Raw genomic sequence first — 10,882 nt, forward strand, 5'->3', positions numbered from 1 at the left:
ACTATTGAGAAATAGTTACGAGCGGGCTTCAAACGCATCCTCAAAGATACCAACGATTTGTTCGTGGCTTGCTTGAACAGGATTGGTTAGACCACAGACGTCTTTTAGTGCATTTGTCGCTAACTCGTCAAAATCTTCACGCTTAACGCCAAGTTCTTTTAATGACTTAGGAATATTTACGATATCTGCCAGTTTTTTAATCGCGTCAATCGTATTTAAACCTGCTAAGTCGCTGTTGTTATCACTCAGAATTTCACCCACAGTATTCAATCTTTCTGTCGCTGCTGATTCATTGAATGCTTCAACATGTGGTAATAGTAATGCGTTACATACACCGTGCGGCAAGTCATACATGCCACCTAATTGATGAGCCATTGCGTGAACATAACCCAATGATGCATTATTAAATGCCATCCCTGCTAAGAATTGAGCATAGGCCATGTTTTCTCGAGCAGCCATGTTTTTAGGTTCTTTGACTGCGGTCGGTAAAGAGATTGCTATAAGCTCAATAGCTTTAACAGCACAAGCATCGGTGATTGGACTAGCACCTGTAGAAACATAAGCTTCTACTGCATGGGTTAATGCATCCATACCAGTAGCTGCTGTTAGACCAGCAGGCATATTAGACATGATACCAGAATCGTTGATCGACAAAATAGGCGTAACATTGGTGTCGACTATCGCCATTTTAACATGGGTGTTTTCATCTGTAATAATACAGAAGCGGGTCATTTCAGATGCAGTGCCTGCGGTGGTATTGATAGATACTAATGGAAGTTGAGGTTTTTTCGACTGATCCAGGCCTTCATAGTCTTCAATCTTGCCACCATTGGTTGCAACCAACGCGATTGCCTTAGCACAGTCATGAACGGATCCACCACCAAGCGATATCATCAGATCTGCATCAAACGATTTGAGATCGGCAAGACCTGCATTGACATTACCTACTGTCGGGTTAGGCTGAACTTCGGTGAAAATTTTGACTTTTATGCCTTTTGATTCAAGTGGCTTTGTGACTTGATCTACGACACCGATCTTTTCGAGAATACTGTCGGTAACGATGAATATTTTTTTACAATTGAGCTTTTCTAGCTGCTCAATACCTTTTTCTAAAGCACCTTCACCGACTAAGTTATTGGAAGGTATGAAAAATTGTGATAAAGCCATGGTAATATCCTTATTAAGTTAATCTAATTAAAAACTTGGCGTTTAGCTAAATAGAATAGTAATGATCGACTCCTTTAGACCACCAAATTCATCATATCATAACTTAAAAAAAAACAAAGATTTGTTTGTTAAATTATATTATCATGAGCGCTTTTTTTGAAAACAAAGCGCCCACTATATATAAGATAGCTATTTAACAAACTGATTTATTTAGGTTTTCTTTGAGAAAAACTTTTTTCTTTTATGTAACGTTTATTTACATAAGTGTTATTAAGCTTATTCCTCAGTAGAATAATACAAAAATATGATACGTTAAGCAATCAAGTCAGTCCATTCTTTAAATGGATTATCCATCAACTGCCACTTTGCAGGACCTTGAGCCATTTCCTCATCATTAAGCAAACAACTATTGAACTTATCAATAAGATTTGATTCATCCATTTCCATACCAATCAGCACAATTTCCTGACGCGCATCACCTGTGCGCTCGTCCCAATTACTTTCTATAATTTCACGGTTTTGCTGATCTTGTGGCCACTCCTCTTCAGGAATCGTTGCCCACCAATATCCAGCCAAACCATGTCTGGCCATTGCACCCGCTTGAGACCAAGAACCTGCCAATTTAGGATGGGATGCTAGCCAAAAAAAGCCTTTCGAGCGCACCACACCCTTCCACTCTGTGTTAATAAAATCATAAAAACGCTGTGGATGAAAGGGACGTCTGGCTCGATAAACAAAACTACTGATGCCATACTCTTGCGTTTCTGGCGTATGCTCTCCCCTAAGCTCTTTCAGCCAACCTGGTGCTTCAGAGGCTGCTTCAAAATCAAATAAATTGGTATTCAATAACTTATCTAGATTTACTTGGCCAAATTGAGAAATTTCAATTTTAGCCCGTGGGTTTAACGAATGAATGATTGCTAGTAACCGTTCTTTCTCCTCATCCGAAATCAAATCAACTTTATTTAACACAATCACATCACAAAATTCAATTTGATCAATCAATAAGTCGACCACAGTACGTTGGTCGTCCTCACCTAACGATTCACCTCGAGATTGTATGCTGTCGTAAGAGCTGTAGTCCTTTAAAAAATTAAAGGCATCAACAACGGTCACCATGGTATCTAAACGGGCAAACTCATTAAGAGAGAAACCATCGTCATCTTCGAAAGTAAAGGTTTCTGCAACAGGTAACGGTTCGGAGATGCCGGTTGATTCAATGACTAATTGATCAAAGCGATTGTCTTCTGCCAGACGTCGCACTTCTATCAATAAATCTTCTCGTAACGTACAACAAATACAGCCATTGCTCATTTCCACTAGCTTTTCGTCGGTTCGAGATAGCTCAGCACCACCTTCTCTGACCAATGCTGCGTCAATATTTACCTCAGACATATCATTCACGATAACGGCAATTCGTCTACCCTCACGATTATTTAAAATATGATTGAGTAGCGTGGTTTTACCTGCGCCCAAAAACCCGGACAACACTGTCACAGGCAGTTTTTTTTCGATGGCTAAAGAATTACTCATTGGCTTTCTCTTCTCTATCAATTTATATATAGCCATTCCACTATAAAAGTATTACAGCGTTAACCTTGCTTGAAATATCACATAGACACCGACGCTCGGTTGCCTGGTACTACTTTTAAATTGAATCGACTATAGCGGTTATAAAAAGTACTTAAAAAATATGAATGCATAAAAATACTGTTACGTAAAATCATGAACATCATGTCTGTTGGTTATTTTTTTGACTTATCAGCTGGTTGCATTTTTGACTCAGATACTGCCAGACAAACAAGGGGAAGATTTACTACGATGATCAGGGCCCCATGTTCGGTAACCAGCACTATCGATATGAATTTGTCCAGAACTATAAACCCCAAGCCCCATGTTTAACGCCGCTCCTTTGTCCTGCCAGAAGGTACAAAGTCTTTTTTTAGTGTCTACAATTTGTATTGTCTCTAGTGTATCTGGCCTTTCACTTCCTATCCGAAAGTCTATCGCCGTATTAAACACATGACGTGAGGTATCAGCACCTTTAGCACAGCGGTTTAAACTGAAGTTTCGATACACGGACGTAACCGTGAAATCACTAATCACTTTATCATCGACGAGTACTTTCATTATTTGCAGTGTGGGTATAATATTTGACCATATCTCTGTAGGTGGTATTTCAAACTCTGCAGCACCGCACTTCTTCCAATCTCTAGCACTTTGAAAAAACTCATGATCTGGTATGTAGCCAGCCAAACCCTTACTTTCTAGAAAAGAAGTGTATTCAATAGCTTGTTGCTGATTGGCGCTGTTGTTTAACCATATACGGTAAGTATCTGGAATTTGTTTTTGATTCATTAGGACTGGATTTTGTACTGAGTGCGAGTGCACTAAATCATTGTTTGATTGTCTATAAGACAATTGCTTGTTTGGATGGTTGGCCAGATTTTTTTCTGCATGCTTATGATTTGAATGATTATAGTTTGAATGATCGTTTGGTATGACTGTCGGTACGTGCTGACTTTTAACAGACTGATGGGTACAAGCTGTTAGAAAGCATATAGGGTAAAAAACGGAGCAAAAAATAAAGACACTACTTTTCATTTGAAGCCATCTACATTAAAAATGCATAGGTGAAACAGCAAGCATCGCTATACTTGCCAAATATTTAGTAATGTTATAACATAACATTTAACAATTCAACTGGGTTTTGCATATTAATGATTAATGATCTACCTGATGTTTCTGCTAATCTAAAGGCCCCACCCTATTCTGCTCGTTTAGACTGGGTCGGTATGGAAAATATTGCCTTACCCATTTATATTGAGAATACACTTTGTCCAAGCCATATGAGTGCCTTTGTTAGCCTAGACGACCCAGCTGTCAAGGGAATTCATATGTCTCGGCTATACATTCGATTACTGGAATTAACTAAATTAAAAAACCTTAATATCTCTCACCTCAAAGAGACATTGCAGGATTTTCTCAAGAGTCACGAAGGCTTATCTAACAACGCAAAATTACACATAAAAAGTCAGCTCTATGTTGAACGTCCAGCGTTAGTCAGTCCGCTAACTGGCTGGAAAAGCTACCCTTTTGAGTTATCCTGCCAGCTTATTGACCATCAATTTTTCGTTGAGATTCAGGTTGAAATCCCTTACTCATCTACTTGTCCTTGTTCAGCAGCCTTATCGCGTAGCTTGATTCAACAGCAGTTTCAAAAAGCCTTGTCAGAGGAGCGATTTGATCTGACCAATGCAGCAGAGGTTATCGATTGGTTGGGAACTACCGAGGCCATTGTTGCAACGCCGCATAGCCAGCGCAGCATTGCCCAATTGCGCTTCAAGCTCTCAGCTGATGTATCTGAACTGTCACTCATTGCACTTATTGACCAAGCAGAACACGCTCTTGCTACGCCTGTACAAACAGCCGTGAAGCGTGTCGATGAGCAGGCTTTTGCACTGGCAAACGGACAAAACTTGATGTTTTGCGAAGATGCCGTACGGCGGCTACATCACACATTCTTAGACTATGCCAATATTTTAGGATTTAAATTCAAAGTCATTCATGCAGAAAGCCTGCATGCGCATGACGCTGTCGCAGAAGGCTCATGGCAATGGTAAACACAAACACGTCTATTTTTTTGACCATGGAACACGGCAAAAAAGGCCAGCAATATTGTTTTGATACGGTTATGGATCATATTCCTTGGAATGATCAAGGACTGATAGCAGCGATCGCACAAGATGTCCAAACCAAAGAGGTATTAATGATGGCTTGGGTCAATGCTGAAGCGCTGATAGAGACCTTAACCACTAAAAGAGTCTGCTACTGGTCGCGTTCCAGACAAACCTTATGGCGCAAAGGAGAAAGCTCCGGTCACCACCAACAGCTCATCGACGCCAAGTTAGATTGTGATGGAGACGCGGTCTTGTTTTCCGTTCAGCAGCATGGTCCTGCCTGTCACACCTTTCGACCCAGTTGTTTTTATCTAGGCTTAGAATTGACACAAGTATCAATCTTAAGCAACCCTTTATCCAATACCAATAAGACCTCTTATGATTCGTAAAAACCCATCCGGCGACCTTCCTATCATCGATCAAACGGCCTATGTCGATCAAACTGCTATTATTTGTGGCAAAGTTATTATTCACGCCAATGTGTTCATTGGGCCCTATGCCGTTATCCGTGCTGATGAAGTGAACGCACAAGGTGAAATGGAGCCTATCATCATCGGTGCCAATTCAAACATTCAAGACGGAGTGGTTATTCACTCTAAAGCTGGAGCTGCCGTCACCATAGGAGAGAACTCTTCTATTGCTCATCGCTCTATCATTCATGGACCTTGCGAAATTGGACATCATGTCTTTATTGGCTTCAATAGCGTTTTGTTCAATTGCAAAGTCGGTAATAGAAGTGCCGTGAGACACAATGCCGTTGTCGACGGACAAGACTTGCCGGATAGCTTTTATGTTCCCGCTATCAGCCATATTCATGCCACGACTGACTTGAGTGACTTTCCGCCTATGGACATATCTATTAGTGATTTTTCTGAAAGTGTGGTGAGTACCAATATCGAGCTGGTGCAAGGATATAAGGCCTTACATAATGAGTTTTAGCAACCTACCATTTAATAATCTACCAAAAATCATCATTCGTAATGCCGTCATCGTGAATGAAGGCGTTCAAAAAACGAATGATGTACTGATAGAAAACGGTCGTATCGAAAAAATACAGCCCAGTATTACAGGCGTGTCTGATGCAAAAAATATCGATGCAGAAGGTGGCTGGCTGATCCCGGGTATGATTGATGATCAAGTGCATTTTAGAGATCCAGGGGCAGCGCACAAAGGTACTGTAAAGTCAGAGTCGATGGCAGCGGCGGTTGGTGGTATCACAAGCTACATGGACATGCCCAATACACAGCCTGCGACACTGGATTTGAATGCACTTCATCAAAAGAAGCTAAATGCCGCAGCACATAGCATGGCAAATTACGCTTTTCACTTCGGTGTCAGTGCCGATAATATCGATATCGTTGAAAACCTAGACCCTAAGCTCGTGAGTGGCGTTAAAGTGTTTATGGGAGCGTCGACCGGTAACATGCTGGTCGATGACCCACAAACCCTTGAACGCTTATTTTCGAATGTGCCCACTATCTTACTGACGCATTGTGAATCAACGCCTCGTATCAAAAAACGTGAGCAGCACTATAAAGAAAAATATGGTGACGATATTCCTGCCGTGATGCATGCGCGTATTCGTGACAAACAAGCCTGCTTTGACAGCTCAAGCATGGCGGTTGCGTTGGCTGAAAAATACGGTACACAGCTGCACGTATTGCATATCACCACAGCAAAAGAGCTGTATCTGTTTAAAAACTTACCACTTGATAAAAAGCATATTACCGCTGAGGTTTGTGTGCATCATCTAAGTTTTGATGATACGGATTATGAAATGCTAGGGCATTTAATCAAATGTAATCCAGCCATCAAAACAGCACAAGATCGTCAAGCTCTGATTCAAGCAGTCTCAGAGTCTAACCGTTTGGATATTATTGGCACCGACCACGCACCGCATACTTGGCAGGAAAAGCAGCAAAGTTACTTCAATGCGCCAGCTGGATTGCCTCTTGTACAACATGCTTTACCTGCGTTGATGGAGTTGGTTGCAGACAAACAGATGAGTATCGAAACCATGGTACGCAAGACATCGCATCAAGTAGCAGATTTATTTCGTATCAAAGACCGAGGCTATATACGTGAAGGCTATTGGGCCGATCTGGTATTGCTCAAAGAAAACAAAGAAAAAGTCATGGTCAGCGACACTCATAACCATATGCACTGTAACTGGACGCCTTTTGCACATAAAGCGTTTCGATACTCTGTAGATACTACCATCATCTCAGGACAGCTTGCATGGCATCAAAACCAGCTGTTCCCAAATTGCCGTGGTCAATCTCTTGAAATCAACCGTTAACCATTATATTTAATAATTGACAGATTACTTATGAATATCCAAATAACCAGTCACCAAAACGCTCAACAACTTTCAATTGACGACCCTATATCGATTGCAACTTTACTAGCAACCTATAAACCGCCTGCTTACAAAAAGGTATTTTTGGCTAAAGTTGGTAGCCGATATGTTGATTTACAACATCTTATTACTGAAGACTGCCACATCCAGCTTATCACGGCTCAAGATGATGAAGCTTCAACACTGCAACGCGATTCATTTGCGTATTTGCTTGTAAAGTCGGTAGTAGATTTATATCCAGATGCCAAGCCCATACAGTATCAAACCACAGATACTGGTTTTTATTATGATTTTGCCGAAACGCCTAATTTCAACGAAGAACATCTCAATGAGATATCGAATGCCATGCAAAGTATGGTTCAAAAAAAGCAGACAATAGTAGGTAATGAAGTCTCTCTAGCTGATGCTATCGATTTATTCAGCTCAGAAAATCCGCTCAAATCAGAATATCTACAACAGTGTATAGAACAGAGTGAATCGACAGTGACTTTGTTTCAGCCACATAATGACCGTGACAGTGATAGCGTGAAAGATGTCTATCTGTCTCCTTTGGTTGCTAATACTTCGTTTTTGCCACACTTCAAAATCACTCATGTATCAGGTGCTTATTGGCAAGGTGACGCGAGTCAACCTATGCTGCAACGAATCTATGTCACCTGCTGGGCTGGTCGAAAACAACTGACCGATTATTTGAAACAGCAAGAAGAGGCGGCAAAAAGAGATCACAGAAAGCTATCACAGCAACTGGATTTATTGCATTTTGACGAACGAGCACCAGGGGCTGTTTTTTGGCATGCGAAAGGTTGGAAAATCTTTCAATTACTGACGGGATATTTACGCCACGAGCAGGAAAAAGCAGGATATATTGAAGTCAATACACCGGATGTCATGGATCGCGAACTATGGGAGATCTCAGGGCATTGGCAAAACTATAAGCAGCAAATGTTTTCGGTAGAAACCCCTGATGAAAAAACCTACGCGTTAAAACCCATGAGCTGTCCAGGTGCTGTCTGCCTCTATGGTCATGATCTAAAAAGCTATAGAGAACTGCCTCTCAAAATGGCAGAGTTTGGTAAGGTTCACCGTTATGAGCCCTCAGGCTCGCTGCACGGCTTGATGCGAGTTCGGCATTTTACTCAAGATGATGCGCATATATTTTGTACCAAGGATCAGTTGCTATCAGAGTGTGTCAGTACCATCCGCTTGATTTATAAAATCTACCAACATTTTGGGTTTGATAATATTGCTATCAAAGTGTCTACCCGTCCAAAAAATAGAATAGGATCAGAGCAAATATGGGACTTTTTAGAACAAACCCTCATTCAGTCTTTGCAAGACATTGATATCGCTTATGAAGTCAGTGAAGGAGAAGGCGCGTTTTATGGCCCTAAAATTGAATTTACGCTAAAAGATGCGATCGGCAGAGAGTGGCAATGTGGCACCATTCAAGTAGATTTGAACCTACCAGAGCGTTTTGATCTTAGCTATATTAATGAAGACAATCAGAAACAGAGACCAGTCATGCTACACCGCGCTATATTCGGTTCGCTTGAGCGGTTTATCGGTATTTTGATTGAGCACTACGCAGGTCACCTACCCTTTTGGCTTGCACCTGTCCAAATTATGATAATCACTATTTCTGAAAATCAACAAGCTTATGCCAACCAAGTTTTAAAGCGACTACAGGATTTATCATTACGGGTAGAATGTGACTTTGGTAAGGACAAACTTGGCTACAAAATTCGCAAGCATACCTTACAGAAAGTACCATTTCTTTTACTAATTGGAGAAAAAGAGTTGGAACAATCCAGCGTTAGGGTCCGTACCAGTAAAGGTACGGACTTAGGATTACTGCCAATAGATGAACTAGCAGGTTTTTTTGCGACAACAGTGGTCAGTCAAGCTGCAGAAACTGCTGAGGAGTAAATTAAAGAAACGATAGATAGTCAGTTAAACTGAATAAAGAGACTATTTATCATATACCTCTTAGGGCGTATCTTCATTTTAGACACGCCCTAATGAGCGTGAAAGTACTTTTTTAAGACTTCTAAGCAACGAATAATCTTAGCTGGCTGCTGTTCAGCATTCAAGGTAACTGCATATAATACAAAGCTTGGTAATTGATACCCTGTCAAAACCTCAACTAGCTCACCACTTTCCAACTCTTTTTTGATATCCATTTCCATCATTCTAACCAAACCATGACCTTCTTTGGCCAAAGTAGTCGCCATAAAGACATTATTGGTATAAATGTGCGAGTTCATTTTTATGCGCGTTTTTTTTCCACTTTCTGTTTGAACCATATCAATCTGGTTAGCATCTTTCATGATTTCAATACAAATCAGCTGATGATTTGCTAGGTCTTTAGGTGTTTGTAGCTTAGCATGTTGGCGTAGATATTGTGGTGAGGCGACGAGCATCTGACGCACATCAGTCAATGGATGATTACTCAGGCTAGAGTCATTCATAGAAGGACTCATACGGATTGCAATATCGATACGCTCATCAATCATATCAATATAATGGTTGTCTGCCAGATAAGTGAGACTGAGATCATCATGTGCTGCCATCCACGTAGAGAGAGCAGGCAAGATATGATTAACACCCAGCTCAGGAGTTGTCGCCACACGCAAACTACCCGCTAATTCATCACGCAACTGATTCACTTTAATTCTACCTTGTTCAGCAGCACTCACTACATCCTTGGCTGCTTCATAGAAGCTTTCACCAGCTTCTGTTAGGCTAAGTTTTCGGGTTGAACGATGAAGCAATACCACACCCAAATCATTTTCTAAGGAACGGATTTGCTGACTGACTGCACTGGTAGTAATACCTAGCTCACGAGCTGAGCCACTAAAAGAACCGTGTCCGACCACACTGGCGAACACGGCCATACCGCGTAAATTATCTAACATACTTTCACCTAAGCTGTATTTCAGTTTTTAATATAACTTAACCATTATAACGAACTTTTAATTTACCTTATAGTAACCAAAGGTACTGGATTGGTTGTGTTTTACAAGTCCTAAAACCAAAAATATCAAGATGATAGTATAGCCTCACCTTGATATTTATAAGGAAATTGCACTAGGCAACTATATAGAATTTCAAATAAATTTAACAATACTTTTTCTGACTGCTTAATACAAATGTACTTTACCCATTGTTCCTTCACCACGCTCAGTCAAATATTGCATCACAGGCGTACTCAACAGTTTTGATTCTGCTAGCGCTTTGGCTTGTACTAGTCGTTTTTGTTGGCGGCGTTCAGGTGTTTTATCCTCAGCCATCATGACACTACCATCGATTTTCAGGTCAATATCTGCTTGAGTAAATTGCTGTTGTAGCTTCGCTGCTAATTGTTGAAATGTGGTCTGCAAATGACGACTATCCACACTCGTCACAAAGACGGCTTTACCGTCACACAATCCTGTCATCATACCTTGTCGAGCAAGCGCTAACTCATCTGGAGCCAAGATATCTGCTTCGCGGGCCGTTTGTAACCAATAGTCCCATTTTTCTGGTGTCCACTCGCCTGTTAACACCTGAGCTGGACAACGCAGTAAAACACGAGGGTCATCATATTGAGAAGTTAACTGAGAATTATTTGCATCAGGCTCAACAACTGGTTCAGGCTCAACAACTGGTTCAGGCTCAACAACTGGTTCAGGCTCAA

The 10,882-nt window shown here is 41.0% G+C and carries 9 protein-coding genes and 1 pseudogene; 5 read left to right on the forward strand and 5 right to left on the reverse strand.

The genetic code is table 11. The annotated features are described in order from the left end of the window. Nucleotides 1-15: 15 nt before the first annotated feature. The 3 genes from ACT3QP_RS06185 to ACT3QP_RS06195 all read right to left on the reverse strand — a co-directional run bounded on the left by ACT3QP_RS06185 (nt 16) and on the right by ACT3QP_RS06195 (nt 3,771). The gene (locus tag ACT3QP_RS06185; RefSeq protein ID WP_444524864.1) at nt 16-1,167 is read right to left on the reverse strand and encodes an iron-containing alcohol dehydrogenase; all 1,152 of its coding nucleotides are present in this window, start codon (nt 1,165-1,167) and stop codon (nt 16-18) included. A 312-nt stretch (nt 1,168-1,479) separates the two neighbouring features. Next, nucleotides 1,480-2,700 (reverse strand): zinc metallochaperone GTPase ZigA, encoded by a 1,221-nt coding sequence (gene zigA / locus ACT3QP_RS06190; RefSeq protein WP_444524865.1) that lies wholly within the window; start codon nt 2,698-2,700, stop codon nt 1,480-1,482. A 249-nt stretch (nt 2,701-2,949) separates the two neighbouring features. Then, nucleotides 2,950-3,771, reverse strand: a complete 822-nt coding sequence (locus ACT3QP_RS06195; protein ID WP_444524866.1) for a D-Ala-D-Ala carboxypeptidase family metallohydrolase — start codon at nt 3,769-3,771, stop codon at nt 2,950-2,952. 116 nt (nt 3,772-3,887) lie between these two features. Between ACT3QP_RS06195 and folE2 the strand changes: the two genes are divergently transcribed. From folE2 to thrS, 5 genes are read left to right on the forward strand one after another with little or no spacing between them, the layout of a single operon-like run. Beyond that, nucleotides 3,888-4,790, forward strand: a complete 903-nt coding sequence (gene folE2, locus ACT3QP_RS06200) for a GTP cyclohydrolase FolE2 (protein ID WP_444524867.1) — start codon at nt 3,888-3,890, stop codon at nt 4,788-4,790. Then, nucleotides 4,778-5,236 carry a phosphoribosyl-AMP cyclohydrolase gene (hisI, locus tag ACT3QP_RS06205; protein ID WP_444524868.1) on the forward strand — a complete coding sequence of 153 codons (459 nt, stop codon included), beginning with the start codon at nt 4,778-4,780 and terminating at the stop codon, nt 5,234-5,236. The genes folE2 and hisI overlap by 13 nt, the downstream gene beginning before the upstream one ends. Continuing rightward, nucleotides 5,226-5,786, forward strand: a complete 561-nt coding sequence (locus ACT3QP_RS06210) for a gamma carbonic anhydrase family protein (protein ID WP_444524869.1) — start codon at nt 5,226-5,228, stop codon at nt 5,784-5,786. The genes hisI and ACT3QP_RS06210 overlap by 11 nt, the downstream gene beginning before the upstream one ends. Beyond that, nucleotides 5,776-7,146 (forward strand): dihydroorotase, encoded by a 1,371-nt coding sequence (locus ACT3QP_RS06215; RefSeq protein WP_444524870.1) that lies wholly within the window; start codon nt 5,776-5,778, stop codon nt 7,144-7,146. Before ACT3QP_RS06210 ends, ACT3QP_RS06215 begins: the two co-directional genes overlap by 11 nt. Before the next feature lie 30 nt (nt 7,147-7,176). Further along, nucleotides 7,177-9,132, forward strand: a complete 1,956-nt coding sequence (thrS, locus tag ACT3QP_RS06220) for a threonine--tRNA ligase (protein ID WP_444524871.1) — start codon at nt 7,177-7,179, stop codon at nt 9,130-9,132. An 89-nt stretch (nt 9,133-9,221) separates the two neighbouring features. Here thrS and ACT3QP_RS06225 read toward each other — a convergent pair whose 3' ends face one another. After that, on the reverse strand, nt 9,222-10,121 hold the full coding sequence (locus ACT3QP_RS06225) for a LysR family transcriptional regulator (RefSeq protein WP_444524872.1): 900 nt from the start codon (nt 10,119-10,121) through the stop codon (nt 9,222-9,224). A gap of 225 nt (nt 10,122-10,346) precedes the next feature. Continuing rightward, nucleotides 10,347-10,882 (reverse strand): annotated as a pseudogene (locus tag ACT3QP_RS06230) (DNA polymerase III subunit gamma/tau); the annotation flags it as partial.

The sequence above is a fragment of the Psychrobacter sp. AOP7-B1-24 genome (genome assembly GCF_052376215.1).
Lineage (GTDB): Bacteria > Pseudomonadota > Gammaproteobacteria > Pseudomonadales > Moraxellaceae > Psychrobacter.